Origin of the sequence: Streptomyces sp. R44 (assembly GCF_041053105.1) — a bacterium.
In the GTDB taxonomy this organism is placed as follows: domain Bacteria; phylum Actinomycetota; class Actinomycetes; order Streptomycetales; family Streptomycetaceae; genus Streptomyces.
This window is the reverse complement of the sequence record NZ_CP163444.1, coordinates 8,348,171-8,367,889: the sequence shown is the minus strand read 5'-3', so window position 1 is coordinate 8,367,889 and position 19,719 is coordinate 8,348,171. Positions and strand designations below refer to the sequence as shown.

The following is a 19,719-nucleotide window of genomic DNA, read 5'->3' as shown; positions in this document are numbered from 1 at the left end:
AAAGTCGCGCCGTCCGCAGGATTGCCCAGTGAGGCATCTCGCAGGCAGAAAGCGTTATGCCGGACGCCGTGGCCTGGTCGCGCCCGTGGAAGAGGGGCGCCGCACTGATTCGCGGTGAACGCAGGTCACGGCGTCGGGCAGGAACCGTGGGCGATCAGACTGGAGGAGCACCAGCTGCGACTGTGCGACTCGGTCGGGACCGCCCGAGGAGCGGTGCTCAGGCCCGGGGGCTGCGCACGATGAAGGAAGCCTGGCCGGCAAAGGCCCGCGTGCCGTCGGAGCCGTCGAGCCAGATGCCGCCGTCGCGGTGGCGGAGGACCGATCCCGGATAGTTGTGCGCGTGCAGGGTCACGGACCCGGCGACCGCCCCGGGACGGGGACAGAAGGTGGCGTCTTCACGGAACAGTGCGCTGCCGTCGTCGCTGCTCAGCCGCAGCCGCAGGTAGGAGTGGCGAAGATACCGGCCGTCCGCGGCGCGGAAGGTGACGCACTGCGTGTCGGCCAGTCCCCCGACGACCGTGAAGGCGACCCGCTGACGTGCCTGCGCGCCGCTGGACGCGGCGACGCTGCCGAGCGCCGCGAAATCGCCCGTGTACGTGACGAACAGGCCGGGGTTGTCCGCGGACTCCAGCGACTGTGCGCCCAGCGGAACGGTGCCCGCGACGGCGGACGGGCCGACCGAGGGCGGGCTCACCGGGGACGGACTCGCCGGGGACGGTCCGGCCGAGGTGGTGGTGCGCGAGGGAAGGGGCGTGGGAGTGCCGACCGTGGGAGCGGCGGTGGCGCCGGGCACTCGAGGCGCCGGTTCGGGCCAGGTCGCATAGGTGGCGGTTCCGGCGATGAGCACCGCGCCGGTCGCGAGGCTCACCAGCGGATGAGCGGTCACCGCCTGGAGTTTGCCGATCAGAGCGCCGTGCAGACCGCCTCCCCCTGTCGCCGTGCCGACGGCGACAGGGGCCGCGGCCAGCCCGGCGGCGCTCGCTGCCGTACCCGACAGCAAGCCCTTGGCGGCCAGCGCGGCGATCAGTGCGGCCGGGACGGCCAGTGTCGTGAGGCTGAGGGGCAGCAGTTCGGCCGGAACCCGTTCTGCCGACGTCGCCCTGCAGACAGTGCAGTCACGTGTGTGCCGCGCGATCCGCTTGCGCCACACCGACGCATGGTGACCGTCCCAGCCGACGACTGTCCCGTCCAGTTGCGGACAGCGCGGATCGGCCTCCAGCGCGGCGACGATCGTCCGGCACAGTTCCAGCTGCTCGCGCATGCGTTGCAGGCGCACTCCGACGTGCGCGACCGTGAGTCCCGTCGCGGCGGCCATGTCCTCCCGGCTGAGCAGGCCGGCGCACTCCTGCCACCACAGCGACAGCAGCACCCGGTGGTCCGGGTCGAGCCAACGGCCGGCTTCGACGACCCGGCGCCGCTCGTCCGACACGTGCAGCCGCAGGATCGTCACGTCCACAGGCTCGGCGCCCGCGTCCGGTATCTGGCGTGCCTCGTCGATGACCGTGGTCCGGTCGGCGAAGGCGCGTTGCCGGTGCCAGTGGGTATTGATCTGGCGGAGCGTGATCGACACCAGCCAGGACCGGAAGCTCTCCGGGGCACGCAGGGCAGGCAGGTCGCGCACCAAGCGGAACAGGGTTTCCTGGACGACGTCGTCGACATCGGCATGTCCGTCCAGCGCTCGCCCGACGATGTTGTAGACCAACGGCAGGTATGCGGCGATCAGCTCCTCGCGCGCCCGATCGTCACCGGCCTGCGCCGCGACGACCAGCCCCGCGTGGTCTGCATCAATGAGCCCCATTCCCACCTTCTTCAGGGAGCGATCCGCCGAGTACGGCGGCACACCCTAGCCTCGGCAGAGGCATACGGCCAAAGCCTGCGCCTCGGGCGGACGGTCTGGCCCGTGCCGACATGGAAGGCCCGGTGCCCGGGGAGTGTGTCCGGTCGCACTCGGCCAACTCGCTGACGGCCCATTCAAGCCGACGATCTCGGAAGACCGCTCGCTGGGGCTCCACGCTCCGAAGAACCAGTGTCCGACTCGGCACCAGGCGATGCTGATCGCCTTCAAGGCCGTCGCCAGTACGGCACTGGACATGCCGCTGCCACATGGCGCAGTGGAGGAGTGGCAGCGAGCGCAGGCGCGGACGGTTCCTTGTACGGGATGCCGTTGGTGACGGGGATGCTGCACCTCGCGCTGACACGGACCGCCCTGACTATTCCCTGACCTGACGACGGCTCATCCGCTCGACGCCAGGCTTCTGCCCTGCCCTCGCAGGAAGTCACTCAGCGTGCCCTTGGCGGCGCCTCCGATGAAATGGCGTCCCGTGCCACCACGGCCCGCCGCAACGGCACTTTCTCTGGGGAGTGTCGACGGTCCTGGGGAGCGCGTGGGGAGAATCGACCGCGTAAAGCAGCACGATCCCGAAATACGCTGAAAAGCTTATCCGTGCAGGTCAGGAGTGGGTACGGCCGCATTGATACAGGTCAGCGCCCCCATAGACAACCTCAAGAAGACCGCTTCCCACCAGCGGAATCAACTCTTCCGCCACATCGCTCATACCCACGGTTCCTGATCACGGCCCGGCGGCCGAGAACATGGCGTTGTTGCATCCGAGCCCCCGCCGAGTCGCAGCTCCCGCGTGGAAGTCATCCTTCGTAACGCGGTAGAAATCCGCCGCCGACGTCAGGAGACACAGCCGTATCGCGTCAACGACAGCCGTCTTTCCCCACGGAAGTTCTCGGCCATCACCGTGGCCAGGTGCATCACACCCCACCGGAAGGGCCGACGCCCATGTGAGCGCAGGCGCACCCCGCGTCACGCTCCCCAGCCAGACGCGGCCATTGAGGGAGAGCCCACGACTCGAAGCGGCGCGCTTCCGCCCGCTTCGGGCGTGACCGTGCACGGCGGCCGCCGGACGGGACCGCAGGGCTGACGACGCCTAGCACCGGCTACTCCACAAGGTCCGCGACAACACCAAGCCCTGAGGACAATCCGCCAACCCCAAGTCGCCCTCCCCGACACCCATCCCACGTCGACTGAACCGTGGCGCAGCTCGCCCTCGCGATTGAGGCTCTGCCATGTCGCAGGAAATTTCGAGCACACACCAAAATCCGGACCATTCCCGGACCAGACTCCCGCCCGGGGGTGAGGCAGGCGATAATCCTCTGACACGCATGACGGCGCAGCGGAAACGGCTCAGGTTTTGCAGCGCGATCCGCAGCAGCCGCCGCGTCCTCGCCTCACGGTCCTCCGTCCAGCCCCGCGCGCTGCGGGTCAGTGAGCGGTCCGTGGAACGGTGGCGCCGTCAGTGGCGCGAGGGCGGTGAAGCGGGGGTCCTGTCGAAGGGATCGCCGGGGCGGCCGAGGCTCAGCGAGGCGCAGATCGCGAGACTGGAACGGGAGCTGGAGCGAGGGCCTCTGGTCCACGACTGGGCCGACCAGCGGTGGACACCGGCCCGGATCAAGACGCTGATCGGCCGACTGTGCCACGTGAGCTCCACGGTGGAGGGCACCTGGCAACTGCTGAAGCGGCACGGCTGGTCGTGGCAGCCCGCCCGGCGAGCGATCCCGGCTGATCTACCGGATCCGTGAGTACCGAGGCCGCAAGGGTGAGCCGAAGGGCTTCGGCTGGCGCGACTTCCGCGACCTCGTAGTCCGTGCTCACATCCAGCTCGGAACCCCGATTGTGCTGTGGGGTAACGTCCGCCTCCACCTGACCGCCGGCATCTTGTCACTGGTGAAGCGCGACCTGGGCAACCTCGCCGCCGCTGCCCCCCGGCGGAGGCCGGAAGGAAGGTCACACCCTGGCACGCACAGCGTGTGGGCCATGGTGGGGTCAGGAGTCACGGGCGCTCCCTGTGGCGTTGCATACGGAACATCCTGTTCGGCCGGCTGAATGAGTACGACGCCGTCCTTCACCCTCCGCCAGCCCCGTCTGCACCCCACCCCGTCGGCAGCAGGTTCTGCCGGGTGGACGTCACCGCCACCCCCCGGCGGCGAGGAGGACCGGCGCAGAACTCTTCGCGCCGGGGGCCGAGGGTGTGGTTCGTGTTCATGCCTGGCGTCCCTTGGGCCGCCGGTGTCTTGCGAGTCGCGCGGCGTCGGCCTGCTCGGTCCGGACGTAGGCCAGGGGCGGGGCGATGTCTTCGATCTCGCCGAACCGCTGCGCGATTACGGCGGTGTGGGGTGGCCCCGCTGGGATCCGCCGCGGTTCTCCGCCGATGAGATGCGGACGCTGTCCCCTCCGGGCAGAGTGGGAAGGACCTGTTCGTACCGAGGTGGTCCCCTGCGGTCCCGCGTGCTGGAGACCGGGACGAAGTGATGCGAGGATTGTCGTGACGTCGGAGTGATCGATGTTCCGCAGACGGCCGGCCGACAACAGCGAGGACCTTCTGGTCCGGCTCGGGTCGCTGACCGCCAGGGCGCGGGAGTTGGCCGAGACGCAGCGTTCCCGTGTCGAGCTCGCCGTGGCCCTGCAGCGCGGCATGCTGCCCTCGGACCTGCCCAGTTTTCCGGGCGCCCGGCTGGCCGTCCGCTATGAGCCCGCCAACCACGGGCTCAACGTCGGCGGTGACTGGTACGACGCTTTCTCCCTGCCCGGCGGGCAGATCGGCATGTCCATCGGTGACGTGCAGGGACACAACATCGAGGCCGCCGCCTTCATGGGACAGGTCCGCGTGGCACTGCGCGCGCTGGCCTCCGTCACCGGAGACCCGGGAGAGCTGCTCGGTCGCACCAACGACCTGCTCATCTCTCTGGGCGCCGACCTCTTCGCCACCTGCACCTTCCTGCGGCTCGACCCCGCTGCCGGCACCCTGGAGTGCGCCCGGGCCGGTCACATCCCCCACATCTGGGCCACCACCGACGGCCGCTCCGGCATCGACGACAGCGAGGGCGGGCCTCCTCTCGGTGTTCTGCCCGGCGTCGAGTACCCGGCCTCGCGCCGCCGGCTCACCGCCGACGGCGTCTTCGTCCTCCTGACCGACGGGGTGGTGGAGGGGCCCTCGCTCCACGTCGACGAGGGTCTGGACCGGGTGACGAGGCTCGCCGGGATCACCGCCGTCGCCGGACTGGACGTCGACGCGCTCGCCACCGCCGTCATGAAGCTGGCGGCCACGGTGGGGCACGAGGACGACGCGGCCGTCCTGGTCGTCGGCCATGACGGCGGTCCGGCCCGGCCGGCAGCCAAGGAGTGAGGGGAGGGGGCTCGCCTCGGGGCGGGTCGGTCCTCGGACCTGCCCGTGCCCGTGCCGGACGGCGGCGCCCGACACGCAGGGGCCTTGCCCGGTCGTGGCGGCCCGGCCGGTGTCTGATGGCTGACGTGTTGGATATTCGGCAGTTCCGGTCCTCTACGGAGGCGGCTCTGATGTCGCTGGCCGTGGCGGTTTGCTACTACGCGGCCGGACGACTCGGCCTGATGGGCCGCCTCGTCGTCGAAGGCGTGGTGGTCACCCCCATCTGGCCTCCCACCGGCGTCGCCGTCGCCGCCCTGCTGCTGCTGGGCGCGCGGGTCTGGCCTGGGATCGCCCTCGGCTCCTTCCTCGTCATCGCCTCCCTCACCACTCCGGGGCCCACCACAGTGGTCATCGTGGTCAGCAACACCGTCGCGCCACTCTGCGCCTTCCTGCTGCTGAGACGGGCCGGCTTCCGGCGCGACATGGCGCGGCTGCGGGACGGACTCTCCCTGGTCTTCCTCGGCGGGTTCGGCGCCATGATGATCAGCGCGACCGCGGGGGTCGGACTGCAGGTGGCGAAGAGCTCCCTGGACAAGAGCGAGTTCTGGCCCGCCTGGCTGGCCTGGTGGGTGGGCGACACGATGGGGGTGCTGCTCGTCGCCCCGCTCATGCTCGTCCTCGCGGGGCCGGCCGGACGGTTCCGGGTACGGCGCTGGAAGGAGGCGGCCTTTCTGGGGCTGACGACCCTGATCCTCATGCCCATGATCGTGCTCAGCCCGATGAGCATGCTCTTCCTCGTCTTCCCCCTGCTGATCTGGGCAGCGCTCCGCTTCCAGCTCGCCGGAAGCATGCTGTGCGCGCTCTTCGCCTCCGTGCTCGCCACCTTCGAGGCGACCTCCGGACGGGGCGCGTTCCTCCACCTCACGGACGTCGAGATCATGGCCAAGCTCCAGGCGTTCAACGGTTCCGCCGCCCTGACCGCCCTGCTTCTCGGTTCCGTCATCACCGAGCAGCGTGCGACCCGCCGGTCGGTGCGCCGCGCCTGCCAGGAACTGGCGGAGGTCCTGGAGCACCTCGCGGCGGGCGAGCCCTCACCGGGTCCACCCGGCACCGCCGAGAGCCGGGCAGCCCCACCTGGCGGGCACCGGAATCCGTGATCCCCGCGCCGGAGCCGGCGCAGGGATCAGGAGCCGTTGGAACGACTGCAAGGCATGGGAACTGTCCGGCGCTCACAAGCTGGTGCGTGATGGCGTTGGAGATGCACGGTCCTGAGCCGGCAGCCTGTTCCGTGAGCGTCCGGCGGGACACGTCGAGCTGGGCCGTGGCCTGGAGTTGACCCGCGTCCCAGGCGGCGGCCGCCTGTTGTCGGCCGGCCTCCCAGGCGGCAGCGGCCTGCCGCTCCCCCGCCCGCCCACGCGGCCGCTGCCTGCCGTTTGGCGGCAGCGAGGGCGAACACCCCCGTCAGCGCTCCGCCGCCGATCGCGGCCCCCGCGGCGACGAGAGCCGTCAGCACGGCGTCGTTCATGTCGGACGCCCAGCGTCCCGCCCCGCCCCGCCCCGCCCCGCCCGCACATCCTGCATCTACCTGCTGACCCGCAAGGCCGACGGTTGTGCAGGTCCCTCATTCTGCCCAGCCGGACCCGCGGGAACCCCCGCCGCCGCCCGGAATCGGGTATGAATCGAGCTCACACTTCGACTCCTATGACCCACCGGTCACATGCACGTGGGCCCGCAAAGCCCCGAGCCCCGATTCCGGGTCTCCGTCGTGGGACGAGTGGTCCCCGCGAGGCTCAGCGTCCATCGGTTTCCGGTGCGAACTGCTCCCGCATGGCGGTCGCTCTTCGGGGCCAGGGACGAGACCGACCAAGCTCCGGGCCATACGCGGACCAGCCGCCTGCAGCTTGGCCGAATCGCAGCCGTTTCGGCTGGTCAGCGGCCATGCGAGGCGCGTACCCCCAGCACACGAAGAACTCCTGTTCGGCGCCGGGGCCGCCGCCGAGAGTGCCCGCAGGGATGGGGGCACGCCACTGGCCGGGCTCACAGGACACGGCACCCTCGCGGGGTGCCGCCTCGCCCCTCGCCCTCCTGGAGACGGTGCTGGGCGAGGCGGACGAGTGACCGGGCCGTCCGAACGAGCCGCTGAACCTGGCGCTGTCCGAGGACGCCGATCGTGAGGTCGACCGGACGGACTTCGACGACGCCCACCCGGACACCGAGGCCGCTCGCCGCGACCCCCATGGAGGAGCCAGGGGACTCACTGGGCCTTCGAGTGTCGCCGCAGGCCGACCCCGCACGCCGCCAGGCACGTTCGTCGTGGACGCGGCGACATCGCGGTGCGTCAGTGCCGGCAGGACAGCCGGACGTGAAGCAGCTCGGTCCGCAGTGCGGGTGCGCCGTCGACCGGTGCCGGATTCTCCGCGGTCGGCTCGATGCCTCCGGCGGCGACCTTGTCGAGTGTGGCCAGACCGTCGGGGCCGACCGTGCCGAACACCGTGTAGTTCGGTCGCAGTGCGGAGTCGCCGTAGACGACGAAGAACTGTGAGCCGTTCGTGTTCGGGCCGGCGTTGGCCATCGCCAGCAGGCCGCGTCCGTAGAGCCGGCGCGTGCCCGTGGGGTCGGTGGCTGCGGGCGGCAGGTCCACCGGCAGTTCGTCCTTGTACTTGTACCCGGGCCCGCCCTCACCGGTGCCGGTCGGGTCGCCGCACTGCAGGACCTTCAGCGTCGGGTACGCCGTCAGGCGGTGGCACACCGTACGGTCGTAGAAACCGTGGCGTGCGAGGTGCAGGAAACTCTGGACCGTGCACGGCGCCTTGGCCCGGTCCAAGCGCAGCGGAAGCGGGCCCTGACTGGTCGGAACAGCCACGTCGACCACGCCACGATCAGGGGTGCGCCGTGGGTCGGGCGGCAGCGGGACACGGCGCGCCGGCGGCTCGTCCGGGGTCTGGCTGTACTGGCAAGGACCGTGCGTGGTGCGCGGCGGAGCGCTGTCCGAAGCGGTGGCGACACTTCCCCCGGACACCACTAACGCCGCGGCCGCGAATGCACTGATCAGTGCTCGTCTCATCTTGCACGCCCTCCCGATGATCTCCAGGTCTTGGAGCGGTCGCAGTCTAGGGCGTGGTGTGGCCTGCGGGAGTGGGATTTCCGGCCGATCAGCGTGACCAGAGCCCCATCATTCAGGCGACACGTCCTTGGCCTTGCCGGGACCGCTGGGGTCCGTACCGAATCGACGGCAACGTAGGAACACCCCGTGAGTGAGGCGTGAGTGAGGGGAACAACGGTGCCCTGTCGCGGAGCCCGGGAAGGCGCCGCCGTCGGTCTGGGCCGGCATATGTCCCGCGTTCGCCAAACGGACGCCAAGGAGAAGGAGCGCCGGTCCGCGCCCCCAGACCCGTCCCAGCCGGAGCCATGGCGCAGCCGACTCATCCCGCCGCAGGCGCAGACGCTCCTTCAGGAGCCATGCCCAGCTGTGGGTCATCCCTTTCGCCGGGCGCCGGCCGAACTTGCCAGGCGCGGGTGCTGTCAGAGTTGCCACGCCCCAGAGACCGTGGTGCTGATCGCGGCGCTGTTCCGGGCCGGCGGACGACAGGGCGCGGGATCCACGAGGAACGTCCAGGTCGGAGTGACGGCGCACGACGCAAGGGCGTACCCACGAGTTGCCGGGTCTCGAATGTCGTGTCCGAATGTCACGGTCGATGTCGCACGGGTGCCGGATCCGATGTCGCGGTGCGACCCCGTAGTGCTGTGCCGCGGAAGTGGCGCGATGAGTTTCCGGTGGTTGTGTGGTCTACCCGTAGAGGAAGGGAGCACACCATGCGCAAGATCATCGTCTGCACGTTCCTGACGCTCGACGGCGTCATGCAGGCACCGGGCGGTCCGGACGAGGACGCGGAGAGCGGCTTCCGGCACGGCGGCTGGCAGAAGCCGGTGGACGACGACGAGGTCGGCGCGGCCATCGCCGATTGGTACGAGCGAGCCGACGCGATGTTGCTCGGGCGCAAGACGTACGAGATCTTCGCGTCGTACTGGCCGACGGCCGATCCTGACAACCCGTTCACCGAGCGGATGAACAGCATGCACAAGTACGTGGCGTCTCGGACCCTGACGTCCGTCCAGTGGCAGAACTCCACGCTCCTTGAGGGCGACACCGTCGATGCCGTACGGGCGCTGAAGGCGTCCGACGGCGGCAACATCAACGTTGTCGGCAGCGGCGACCTCGCCCAGACCCTCATGCGGCACGGCCTGGTCGACGAGTACAGGCTGACCATCCACCCGGTGATCATCGGCACAGGCAAGCGGCTGTTCGCCGAGGGTGCGATCCCCACGGCGCTGGAGCCGGTCAGCGTCTCGTCGACGAAGGGCGGCACCGTGGTCGGTGTCTACCGGCCGACCGGCCAACCCAGCTACGACAGCTACTGATGGTGGTTGCTGCGGTTTCTCCGCCGACGACCACCGGCGGACATCCGCGATGCAGCAGAGACCGCGGAAGAGGGCGCCGCGTCGTCTCTCCGTGGACGTGATCACCCGACGTGGTGGAGAGGCCCGCGCTCCGACCGCGAGCCTCACCCGCCTGGCGATCCGGCCTGCCCCGCGATTCAGTGGACCACCGAACGGGACGGAAGCCGGTCCCCACTCGTGCAGGAGTCGCGCACCGTACGCGAGTGAGTGCCATCAACGAGGCCGGACCGCGGTGCGAAGCCCGCCCTGGCACGCCGCGCGCAGCAAGATCCGGAGCGAAGCCCGACTCGATGGGCGCGGTGGTCGGCGCGTCGGTGCGCGGTCGCTCGATGGAGCGGCAACGCGCCGCGCGAGATCCAAGACCGGCCCGCCGACAGCGGGCCGGTCGATCGCGTGGGGCACGCGGCCCGGGCCGCACATCGTCGGCCTACGCCGCCGTCACCGTGCTGTCGCCATCGCATCGGGCGCGGCGGTGGACGGGGCGCGCCGGCGGCGGTGTGCAGGTGCGGCCACCTGCTGTGGGCCTCGCCCGCACTGCCCGGCTCCACACACGACCTGAGCACCACCCGTACCCACGGCATCGTCCCACCGACGCCCTGGCCGGCCGACGCGGTCTCCCGTGTCTTCACCGGTCCCCCGGCCGCACAGCTCCGGTCGACGGCGCGAGGAGCGTCCCAGGGCGCGGTGACTCTGGCTGAACGGCCGGGTCCGGGGCCGGCGCGTGGGGTCTCCCTCGCGCGGCGAAGATCCTGGACAGGTAACCCGTTCGGCCCTGGTCCGCTGGGGGGCCGCACAGCGGAGTCCTCGCAGGTCGGGCCCGGTGGAGAAGCCGTCAGGAAAGGCCGGTGGAGGCCTTGTGGGCTGGCAGCGCACAATGGCCGGCCGTTTCCTGGCAGCACGTCTGCCAGGAGACAGGAGGAACTCATGGCCAAGCAGGGCAAGGCGAGGTCCGCCTCGCTGAACGAGGTCAAGGCGAGCCTTGAACGGGCCTCCGCCGACGTCGACCGTGTGCTGGGGCTGCAGGGGATGCAGCCCGAAGGGGGTGCTGCCGCGCCCGCCGTCGCCGGTTTCCACAGCACCCAGTCGATCGGCTGCAGCACGTACAGCGTGGCATGCGGCCCTGGCGGCAGAACGGTGCAGATGTGACCGCGGAAGGATCACAAGCCGGCCGGGGCCCCTCGCGGGGCCCCGGCGGGTGAGCGCCCGTGGACCGCCAGGCGGCCCTGGCTGCCCACCACCTCTTCGGCCTCGCCGATCCCCGGCATTACGAACCGCTGTCCCGCAGGGCCATCACCCCTGAGTACCGCGACGCGCTGCACCGGCTGCTGCCGGACGCCTGGGTTCTGGAGCGCGGGGACGTCTGGCTGCACGCGCGGAGGGCGCCGGGATCCACGGGGCGGTCGGCTCCGCCGCCCATCCAGGGCTTCAAGATCCATGTCTCCTCCGCCCCCGTGCACGCCGTCCGCCTGTTCGAACTCGTGGTCCCCGTGTGCGTGTCGTACCGCGTCGAATTCAAGGCCGCCGCCGACCCGGCGATGCTGGCCGTACTCAACTCGAAGACACAGCAACGTGGTTTCTCCGGCAAGTTCATGACGCTGTACCCGCCCGACGAGCACGCCTTCGCCGAGCTGATCGAGACGCTGTACCAGTGCACGGCCGACGAAGCCGTCGAGGGGCCGTACATCCTCTCCGACCGCCGCTATCGGGACAGCAGGGTGCTGTTCTATCGCTACGGGGGCTTCCGGCCGCCACGGCGACTCAACATCGACGGCACGCAGAGCACGTTTCTGGTGGCGCCTGACGGCTCGTACGTGGCCGACGAACGGCTGCCCCTCTTCCGGCTGCCGCCCTGGGTCCGCGACCCCTTCGCCGAGCAGCCGGCGGAGCGACCGGCGTCCGAGGCCGCGGCGCGGTCCGGCGCGGAACCCGGCGCGGAGTCCGGCGCGGAGTCCGGCGCGGAGTCCGGCGCGGAGTCCGGCGTGGAGTCCGGCGTGGAGTCCGACGTGGAGTCCGACGGCACACTCCTCCACGATCGCTATCTCGTCGAGGGCGCCCTCGCCTTCTCCAACGTCGGCGGCGTCTATCACGGCACCGACCGGCTCACCGGCGATCCGGTCGTCGTGAAGGAGGCCCGGCGGCTCACCAACTGCTGGACGAGCGGAGACCGCACGGTCGACGCAGTCGACATGCTGCGCCACGAGTACGAGGTACTGCGCCGCCTGGAGGGCTTGGACTCCGTCCCCCGGGCGGTGGACCTGTTCCGGGAATGGGAGCACACGTTCCTGGTGGAGGAACGGCTGGAGGGTGTCGCGTTCCACGACTTCTGGGCGCGCGACGAGGTCATCCTCGCCCCGTACATCCGACGGGAGGGACGGGTGGACCGGTTCGTGCCCCTGTTCCGGGAGGTCGCCGGCCGCCTGGTCCCCATGATCGAAGAGGTGCACGCCCGCGGTGTGGTCCTCGGCGACCTCTCGCCGAACAACGTCCTGATCGACGCCGACACGCTTCGGATGCGGTTCATCGACTTCGAGAGCGCTGTCCACGAGGACGACGAGGCGGCGATGCTGTCCTACGGGACCCGCTGGGGCACACCCGGCTTCCTTCACCCGGACCGCTCCTCGCGCAGCCGGCTCCTCCCCTGCGACGACTGGTACGCCGCGGCCATGCTGCTCTACAGCACCGTCGTGCCCGCCACCGCGTTCTTCGGCCTCAACCCCGCGGCGAAGGACCTCTTCCTCGACGAGCTCGTCGCCCTCGGCGTCCCCACGCAGGTGAGGTCCGTCGTGTCGTGCCTGGCCGCCGCCCGGGTCGACGAGGCGAAGAGAGTCCTGGCCGACTGGAAGGACGGATGACGCCATGACGCCCCTGGTGACCGAGAGGCACAGATCCGGGGACGGTGTCCCGGCCTGTCCTGACGCGGAGGTCCGGCGCACCGTCGACGGGATCGCCGACCTGCTCCTCCGTACCTTCGACGAGCGGCGCAACGACCGCCTCTGGCCCGCCGACTACACGGTCTTCGCGACCAACCCCCTGAGCGTGGCCTACGGCGCCTGCGGGCCTGCGCTCCTGCTCGGTTCGAGGACGCGCGGCCGGGCGGCGCCGGCGGCCGGGCTGCCGTCCGAGGTGGCCGCCTGGATGCTGGGGCGGCCGCTGGACAACGACACCTATCCGCCAGGGTTGTACGTCGGCTTGGCCGGCATCGCATGGGCCTTCCACGACTTGGGCTGGGAGGAGCGGGGCGAGGCCGTGATGACCCTGCTGCGCTCCTCTTCCCTGCTGTACGACGATCCGAGTGTGTTCCTCGGCGTCGCCGGATGGGGACTCGCCTCGCTGCGCTTCCACGCGCGGACCGGGCAGCAGCTCCATCTCGACCGTGCCGTGCAGGCGGGCGAACACCTCCTCGGAACGGCCGAGCACGAGGGCGACACCTGCTCGTGGCGGTCCTCTCTCGACGGTCTCGTCCATTACGGGTACGGGTACGGGGCGAGCGGCATCGCCCTCTTCCTGCTCCACCTGTACCTGGCGACCGGCGAAGAGCGCTTCCGTTCGTACGCCGTACGGGGTCTGGAGTTCGACCTGGGCCGTGCGAGCGAGAGCGGCCTCGGCCTGCAGTGGCAGCGGGTCGAGGGCGACCCCGTGGTGTACCCGTACTGGATCCACGGAGGCGCGGGGGTCGGCAGTGTGCTGGTCCGGTTCCACCGGCTGCTCGGCGACGAGCGGTACGGCGAGCTCGCCCGGCGGGTGGCTGACGACACCTTCGTCACGTACTCCTACGCGCCCGGTCTGTTCGAAGGCCTGGCGGGGATCGGCGAGTTCATGCTGGACATGTACCGCTGGACCGGCGATGAGGAGTACCGGGACAGGGCCTATGCCGTCGCCAGGACCGTCCTGTGGTTCCGGGTCGAGGAGGAGGGCGGGATCGCGTTCCCCGGCCGTTGGCTGAACCGAATCGCCCATGACTACGCGACCGGCTCGGCGGGCATCGGCATGTTCCTGTCCCGTCTGGTCGCCCCCGGCGAACGTGCTTTCGTGGATCTGTGAGGGCTCGACGGGTGCCCGGAGGCCCCGCCGAATCCCCGCGACCATCGATGTCGTGAGCTTGTACGACAAGACTGGCAGGCAGCCGTTTACACGGCGCAGGTGTTGAGCGTGGCCAGGGTCACTGGGTCGAGGACCTCGACCTGGCCGAGCGGACGTCGTTCACGCCAGCACACCGCCATCGGCCGAGTGGATGCAGCTGTAGCCGATCACCGGCGTGCAGCTCTTGCGCTCGGTCGTGGTGGCCTGACGATTGCGGTCGCCGGCGGTCCTGCCGACGGCTCGCCAGCCGCCGCCTGCGGGGATGTTGCCGAGCTTCTTGATGTCGACGTGGACCAGCCCGCCGGGCCTGGCGCGTTGGTGGCGGCGGATCGGCTCGCCGGTGGGCCGGTCCAGCCAGGCCAGCCGGTTCAGACCGTGCCGGACCAGGACGCAGTGCACGGTCGAAGCGGGAAGGGCCAGGATCGGGCCGATCCTGGCCGGGCCGGGCTAGCGTCCGGTCCGCAGGCGGCAGACCCGAGCCTCGAGGGCGGCGGGAGTCTGGTACGGGAGTGTGTGAGGCCGGCTGGAACGATCGTGCAGGCCCGCGTCGCCCTCGGCCCGCCGGCGGCGGACACGTGCGCGACCGGTCGGCCGGACAGGACACGTTCGACCAGCAACCGCCTGCCGTGAACGGTCAGCCGGGCATCACGGTGGGACACGAAGACCTCCGTGTGCGGTGGGCCTGGGCACCTCCACCACACCGGAGGTCTTCGCCGTGATCAAGACCAGGCAGCGTCAAGAACGCTCGTGATCAATACACCTGGTCACGGCGCCGCCGCTTGAGTTCAGCAAGCTGGGCGGTGAGGGTGCGCACGAGACCGCTGGGCGAGTCGTCGGGCGGCTGCCTGGCCGGTCGTGACGGGCGGTTTCGCTGCTGGGACCTCGGCTGCTCGACGCGCCGGCGGATCTCGGTGCGCCGGTAGAGGACGTCGAGCGGGACATCAGCGGTCTGGGCGAGGCCGCGGAAGGTGACGGGCTGTCCGCGATGTTCAGACGCCCGTGCCTTCCGGATGCGGTGGGGTGCGGAGGGCGAGGATCGCCACGTCGTCGTGGCCGTCGCTGGGGTGGTGGTCGGCGAGAGCGTCGACGAAGTCCTGCAGGGGCAGGCCGATGTAGGCGATGGCGAGTTCGGCGAGTCGGTCCAGGTCGTCGTCGACCGTGCGTGCCCGGTGCTCGGTGAGTCCGTCGGTGTAGAAGACCACGGTGGCTCCTGGCGCCAAGGCATGGGTGTGGTCGGGGCGATGCAGTTCCATGCTCACGGCCGGCGGCAGGCCGGGCTCGGCGTGGAGGTACCGCGCCTTCCCGTCCGGGGTGATCAGGAGTGGGGGAAGGTGACCGGCAGTGCTCCAGTGCAGCATCCAGCCGTTCTGCGCGGGTTCGATGCGCGCGAGACAGGCGGTGGTGACGGGCAGGTCGGTGATGGCGTGCAGGGTGCGGTCGAGCTGGTGGAGGATGGCGCTGGGCGGCGTGAGATGGTCGTAGAGCAGGGCACGGAGCATGCTGCGGACCTGTGCCATGGCGGCGGCCGCGTGCAGGTCGTGGCCGAAGACGTCGCCGATGACCACGGCGCAGGCGTTGTCGGGCAGCCAGATGGCGTCGTACCAGTCGCCGCCGAGATGGCCGGGGCGGTAGCGGGGCGGTAGACGGCGGCGCCGGTGAAGGGATGCAGGTCGGGCAGGGTGGGCAGCAGCAGGCGCTGAAAGTGCTCGGCGCTGCCACGGACCTCGTCGAGCAGGCGGATGTTCTCGATCGCGATGCCGGCGGCGCCGGCCAGGGTGACGATGACGTCCTCGTCCTCGTGGTCGAAGGGTCGCCCGTCAACGCGTTCGGACAGGTACAGGTCGCCGTAGATCGTGCCCCGGACGCTGATGGCGACCCTCAGCAGCGTGCGCATCGGCGGGTGGCCGGGCGGGAAGCCGACGGATGCGGGGTGCGAGGCGATGTCGTCGACCCGCAGCGGCTGCGGGTTGCGGATCAGGTGCCCGAGAACCCGCGCCCGTGCGGCAAGTCGGTCCCGGCCAGGTCGGCGCGCTCGGAATCGAACAGGCCGACGGTGATGTTTGCTCCAGCTCCTGACCGGACTCGTCCAGGACGCCCAGCGCCCCGTAGCGGGCACCGGTCAGGTCCATCGCGGTGGCGACGACGCGGTGCAGCACCGCCGGCAGATCGTCCTCCCTGCTCAAGGCCGGCACCGCGTCCAACAGGCCCCGCAGCCGGTCCTTGGCCGTGGCCAGTTGCCACAGCTTCTCGGCGATCTCGTCCAGCTGAGCATCCAGCCGCAGTCCCGGCTGTACATCAGGAATCGGCGGTGGCCCCGACCTGTCTTCGCCTCCCGCCGTCACGGGCACAAAGCATGTTTCCTAGACGGCATCGGGCCGATGGATGCGGCATGAGCTGCGATGACACGTCCTTGGCCGGGCCTCGGCCCGGGCTGTCCGACCTCGGGTTCTGCGAGAGGACAGAGAGTGCTCTTCACCCGGTCATTCGCCAGATAGGTACTTGGCCGGTCCTGCGCTCGAGTCGGTTGACGCTACCGAACCGCCACGAAGCCCGTTCCCATGCACGGGACCGGCTGCGACCGCCCCTGGCAGCCGGCCGGCTTCGGGCAAGCAGGGTCCGAAGCCGGTGACGGAGGAGAAGACCGTGACGACCTGGTCGGGCATCAGGGGGTTGCATCCGATGCGCCCGGCGCCGGACTCCCCCTTGCCGGCCGGCAGGAAAGACACCCGGCTCGATGACACCGTCCGTGACGTTCCTGTTGCTACCCGGACACCGGGCGGCTTCGGCAGCGGCCGGGATCGGCCGCCGTGGCCGATGAGGCCGGACAGCAGGGCCGGCGTCGTAGCCTTGTAACCGCCGCGGACGACCGGCGCGGCCTGGACGTCACCGGGCAGGAGAGCAGTATGGACAGCCCCCTCTGGCTCATCGTGGCCGTCGTTCTCGTGCTCGTGGTGGCGGGATTCACGGCCGTTCTGCTCATCCGCGTCTTCCGGACTCGCAGGTTGCTGCTGGACGCCGGTGTCCCGTTGCAGTCCAAGGCCCTTTTCTGGGCGTCCGTGGTCTACACGGTCTCACCGATCGACCTGATCCCGGACCCGGTCTACTTGGACGACATCGGCGTGCTCCTGGTCGCCCTGCGGGTGTTGCACGCGGCTGCCGCCGGCAACGGGGTGGGACCCGACGGGCTGCCGGAGGGTTCGAAGGACGTGAGCAGCGGTCCGGCGAGGCTGCGGCCGCCTCAGTGAGGGTCCATTCCCGTGGAGGCCTGCGCCGGATCGCGCGGTGCGCCACCCCGTGCGGCTGCTGCCTCCGGCGGCCGACGAGCGGCGTCGCTCTCGTCGCGCCGGCCCCGGTGTCCGTACTCAGGAGGGCAGATCCTGTTCCGCCCAGACCACCTTGCCGTTCACGGTGCGGCAGGAGCCCCATCGGCGGCACAGCATGTTGATGAGCTGGAGGCCTCGGCCGCCCTCGTCGCTGAGATCCGCGTGCTGGATCTGGGGCAGGTCGGGGCCTGAGTCCGAGACCTCCACGACCAGGCGGTCGCCACGCAGCAGCCGGAGTCTGCCGGGGCCGTTGCCGTAGCGCAGGGCGTTGCCGACGAGTTCGGAGACGACGAGTTCGAAGACGTCGCCGAGCTCCATCAGATCCCATGCGGCGAGCTGGTCCGTGACCAGACTCCGGGCCACAGACGCCGCTCGCCCTTCTTGCGGCAACTGCCACTCGCGCACATCGGCCGGGCCTTCCGAGACGGCCGTCGCGACGAGGAGCACGGCCTCGTCGAAGCGGGCGGCGTCGGCAGGAGCGCACCCGATCAGGCCGCCGCCTTCGAGTACCTCGGGGGCCAGGCCGCGCGCCGCAGAACGCAGACAGTCCAACTGGTGGTCGATGTCCGTGTGGCGGGACTTGACGAGACCGTCCGTGTACATGACGAGCTTGCCGCCGCTCGGTACTTTCAGACGGATCGGGTCGTACGGGATCACTCCCGCACCGAGCGGAGCGCCGACCGGTACGTCCACGAACTCGGCGGAGCCCTGTCCGTCGAGGAGCAGCGGCGGCAGGTGTCCGGCACTGGCCAGCGTGTACGTGGAGTCGGCCGGGTCGAACACGGCGCAGAGGAAGGTGGCGACCTGCTCGTCCTCCAGGTCACGGGTGGCGAGGTCCAGCCGGGCGAGAACGCGCTCCGGGGCCATGTCCAGGGTCATCAGCGTGCGCGCCACCGTCCGCAGACGCCCCATCGTGGCGGCCGCGGGCAAGCCGTGGCCCATGACGTCGCCCACCATGAGGGCCGTACGTCCGCCGGGCAGGGCCATGACGTCGTACCAGTCCCCGCCCACGCCGTGGTGGGCCGTCGAGGGCGCGTACTCCGCCTGTACGCGCAGCCCGGGCGTCACTGGGGTCACGCGCGGCAGCAAAGCGCGTTGCAACGAGACGACGTGCTCACGCTCGCGTCCGTACAGCCGGGCGTTGTCGATGTAGACAGCTGCCTGGGAGGCCAGTTGTTCCGCCAGTGCGAGGTCGGTGGAGGAGAACGGTGGTGTTCCGCGGCCGCGGACGAAGTCCGCGCTGCCGAGCAGGAGCCCGCGGGCGATCAGCGGGACGGCGAGGTAGCTGTGCACTCCGGCGGCTCGCATCTTCGCCGCGGCGCTCTCCGTCGGTGCGACCTTGAGGAAGTCGTCTCTCCTCATGCGGCTCACCAGCACCGGCCTGCCCTGTCGCAGGCAGTAGCGGTGGAGCAGCGTCTCGTGCGCCTCCTCGGCGCGCGTAGTGGTCTCGCCCACCGGGGTCGGCTCGAGGGACGCCAGCTCCTCGACGGCGCACAGCGCGGTGGCCCGTATGATCGGGGCGCCCGTACCCGTCCACCGTGCGCCCTCCTCGCCCCGCAGGACGCTCTCCAGGATGTCGACAGCGGCGCCGTCGGCGAAGCGTGGCACGGTGAACTCGGCCAGCTCCTGGGCAGTGCGTTCCAGGTCGAGGGTGGTGCCGATCCTGGAACCGGCAGAGTTCAGCCAGGCGAGCCGACCGCGTGTGGTGAGCCGGTCGAGGGGGACCTCGCCGCCGCTCCGGGCGAGCCGCCTGCGGGCACCGGCCGGGCCGTGCGCCGGAGCGCTCTTACCGGCCGAGGCGCGGCCGGGCACGCGTCGTCTCCCCTCGCCGCCGTTCACTCTTTCGACCTCCAGGCAGGAACTCGATCGTTGCTCGTGCCCAGCATGCACCTTTTTCCGGCCGATCGGCTGGCTCCGGGCCGAGAGCTTGTCCGGGGCGGCGCGGAGAAGGGGAAGGCAGCGACCGTGTGAAGGCGCAGCCACTGACAGTGGCCTCCGGTCCTCGGGCTTCGGCTCACAGTGACCGAGATCCGGGCCGGTCCCGGACCGAGCACCCGGCCCGGGCCCGCCTGACTGCTCTTCCCCTGGTCACGTGGCATGCGGTTCGCGTACCACCATCACACCAAGAATCCGCTGGTCAGCGACTCGCATAAGCAGCTCGGGGTCTTCTGAGCACCTCGGCGAGGCGGGCCAGGAGGATCTCGGCGAGGTGACCGAGATCGCGATGGCCGAATGCGCCGCGACCGGTCGTGAGACCCGGGGTGGCCAGGAAGGCGGCGCTCGCACCGGGGGCGAGTTCGCCGGGGACCGCGGCGGTCGCGCACGCCGACACGATCGGGCGGATCCGGCTGCTCCGCCCAGCTGCTGGATGGTCTGAAGCAGTCCGAGGCCGATCCAGCGTGTTCCAGCTCGACGCCGCCGATGACGAGTGAGGCCGCGGGCATGAAGGTGAGGCCGGTGGCGAAGGCGTTGAGGGGCAGCAGGCCGAGGGCGGTCGACGGGTGGGCGCCGGAGTCACCGCCCGTGCTGGGCCAGATGTAGCCGGCGGTCAGACCCTGGGTGCCTGTGATCAGAAGGACTGCGTACCGAGAGCCTCCATCGACGACGGCGACCGCTCGATCGGGTGGTCCCGGGCTCGACAGGCCCACCCTGGTCGGCTGGTCCCAGTGGGCGACGATCGCCGTGTG

The 19,719-nt window shown here is 70.6% G+C and carries 12 protein-coding genes and 2 pseudogenes; 8 read left to right on the top strand and 6 right to left on the bottom strand.

The features are described 5' to 3' along the window. Positions 1-217: 217 nt before the first annotated feature. Positions 218-1,798, bottom strand: coding sequence for a sigma-70 family RNA polymerase sigma factor (locus AB5J54_RS38610; RefSeq protein WP_369148623.1), 1,581 nt, complete (start codon positions 1,796-1,798; stop codon positions 218-220). 1,373 nt (positions 1,799-3,171) lie between these two features. On the opposite strand from AB5J54_RS38610, the gene AB5J54_RS38605 reads away from it, so the two are divergent. The 3 genes from AB5J54_RS38605 to AB5J54_RS38595 all read left to right on the top strand — a co-directional run bounded on the left by AB5J54_RS38605 (position 3,172) and on the right by AB5J54_RS38595 (position 6,328). Next, a complete protein-coding gene (locus tag AB5J54_RS38605) occupies positions 3,172-3,588 on the top strand; it encodes a winged helix-turn-helix domain-containing protein (RefSeq protein WP_369148622.1) in 417 nt (138 codons plus the stop codon). Between the two features lie 761 nt (positions 3,589-4,349). Then, complete coding sequence (locus tag AB5J54_RS38600; RefSeq protein WP_369148621.1) at positions 4,350-5,192, top strand: PP2C family protein-serine/threonine phosphatase; 843 nt, start codon at positions 4,350-4,352, stop codon at positions 5,190-5,192. A 170-nt stretch (positions 5,193-5,362) separates the two neighbouring features. Further along, the gene (locus AB5J54_RS38595) at positions 5,363-6,328 is read left to right on the top strand and encodes an MASE1 domain-containing protein (RefSeq protein ID WP_369148620.1); all 966 of its coding nucleotides are present in this window, start codon (positions 5,363-5,365) and stop codon (positions 6,326-6,328) included. A 1,181-nt stretch (positions 6,329-7,509) separates the two neighbouring features. Here the strand turns inward: AB5J54_RS38595 and AB5J54_RS38590 are convergent. Further along, positions 7,510-8,034 carry a peptidylprolyl isomerase gene (locus tag AB5J54_RS38590; protein WP_369148619.1) on the bottom strand — a complete coding sequence of 175 codons (525 nt, stop codon included), beginning with the start codon at positions 8,032-8,034 and terminating at the stop codon, positions 7,510-7,512. 950 nt (positions 8,035-8,984) lie between these two features. Here AB5J54_RS38590 and AB5J54_RS38585 point away from each other — a divergent pair. The 4 genes from AB5J54_RS38585 (at position 8,985) to AB5J54_RS38570 (ending at position 13,670) form a co-directional block, all read left to right on the top strand. Continuing rightward, complete coding sequence (locus tag AB5J54_RS38585; RefSeq protein ID WP_369148618.1) at positions 8,985-9,590, top strand: dihydrofolate reductase family protein; 606 nt, start codon at positions 8,985-8,987, stop codon at positions 9,588-9,590. 963 nt (positions 9,591-10,553) lie between these two features. Next, positions 10,554-10,775: a hypothetical protein gene (locus AB5J54_RS38580; RefSeq protein WP_369148617.1), complete on the top strand. Its 222-nt coding sequence runs from the start codon at positions 10,554-10,556 to the stop codon at positions 10,773-10,775. A 59-nt stretch (positions 10,776-10,834) separates the two neighbouring features. Further along, entirely contained in the window at positions 10,835-12,481 is a 1,647-nt protein-coding gene (locus AB5J54_RS38575; RefSeq protein WP_369148616.1) for a hypothetical protein, read from the top strand. Between the two features lie 4 nt (positions 12,482-12,485). Next, entirely contained in the window at positions 12,486-13,670 is a 1,185-nt protein-coding gene (locus AB5J54_RS38570) for a lanthionine synthetase C family protein (protein ID WP_369148615.1), read from the top strand. Positions 13,671-13,829: 159 nt separating this feature from the next. On the opposite strand, the gene AB5J54_RS38565 is transcribed toward AB5J54_RS38570, so the two are convergent. From AB5J54_RS38565 to AB5J54_RS38555, 3 genes and pseudogenes are all read right to left on the bottom strand, one after another. Further along, a complete protein-coding gene (locus tag AB5J54_RS38565; RefSeq protein ID WP_369148614.1) occupies positions 13,830-14,108 on the bottom strand; it encodes a hypothetical protein in 279 nt (92 codons plus the stop codon). Between the two features lie 48 nt (positions 14,109-14,156). Beyond that, positions 14,157-14,368 (bottom strand): annotated as a pseudogene (locus tag AB5J54_RS38560) (leucine zipper domain-containing protein). Positions 14,369-14,698: 330 nt separating this feature from the next. Next, positions 14,699-15,991 (bottom strand): annotated as a pseudogene (locus AB5J54_RS38555) (PP2C family protein-serine/threonine phosphatase). A gap of 621 nt (positions 15,992-16,612) precedes the next feature. Between AB5J54_RS38555 and AB5J54_RS38550 the strand changes: the two are divergent. After that, entirely contained in the window at positions 16,613-16,954 is a 342-nt protein-coding gene (locus AB5J54_RS38550; protein WP_369148613.1) for a YkvA family protein, read from the top strand. A 117-nt stretch (positions 16,955-17,071) separates the two neighbouring features. Here the strand turns inward: AB5J54_RS38550 and AB5J54_RS38545 are convergent, their stop codons facing one another. Further along, positions 17,072-18,871: a SpoIIE family protein phosphatase gene (locus tag AB5J54_RS38545; protein WP_369148612.1), complete on the bottom strand. Its 1,800-nt coding sequence runs from the start codon at positions 18,869-18,871 to the stop codon at positions 17,072-17,074. Positions 18,872-19,719 lie beyond the last annotated feature (848 nt).